The organism is Bradyrhizobium sp. UFLA05-153 (assembly GCF_054185185.1).
Genome location: NZ_JBBIAM010000341.1, coordinates 1 through 745, shown reverse-complemented (window position 1 = coordinate 745; position 745 = coordinate 1). Strand labels below are relative to the sequence as shown.

1 protein-coding gene is annotated in these 745 nt (G+C 61.5%); it reads left to right on the top strand.

Going from position 1 to position 745, the window contains the following annotated elements:
- On the top strand, positions 1-745 hold a 745-nt coding region (locus Q2941_RS51785; protein ID WP_458197567.1), incomplete at both ends, for a sulfatase-like hydrolase/transferase.

The window sequence follows — 745 nt, the reverse complement described above, 5'->3', positions numbered from 1 at the left end:
TACGTGCCGGGTGGCACGCATTCGCCGCATCAGCCGAAGAAGGAATGGATCGACAAGTTCAAGGGCAAGTTCGACATGGGATGGGAGAAGCTGCGCGAGCAGATCTTCGCCAACCAGAAGCGGCTCGGCGTGATCCCGGCAAATACCGAGCTGACCCCCTGGCCGGATGTCCTGCCGAAGTGGGACTCGCTTTCCTTCGTGCGAAAGAAGTTGTACGCGCGCGAGGCTGAAGTGTTTGCCGGCTACGCCGCCTATACCGACCACGAGATCGGCCGCGTCATCCAGGCGGTCGAGGACATGGGAAAACTCGATAACACGCTGATCGTCTACATCAGCGGCGACAACGGCACCAGCGCCGAAGGCACCCTCGAGGGCACCCCGAACCAGATGACCGCTTACAACGGCATTCTGGACCTCCCGGAAGCCGAGCTGCTGCGGTACTATGAGGATTGGGGCTCCGACAAGACGTACCCGCATATGTCAGTCGCGTGGTCCTGGGCGTTCGACACGCCGTTCAAATGGACCAAGCAGGTGGCGTCGCACTTCGGCGGCACACGCCAGGGCATGGCCATTTCGTGGCCCGGCCACATCACGGACGTCGGCGGCATCCGCACCCAATTCCACCACATGATCGATATTGTGCCGACGATCCTCGAGGCCGCGGGTATTCAGGCGCCGGCCATGGTCAATGGCATTGCGCAAAAGCCCATTGAGGGCGTGAGCATGGTCTACACGTTCGACCAGG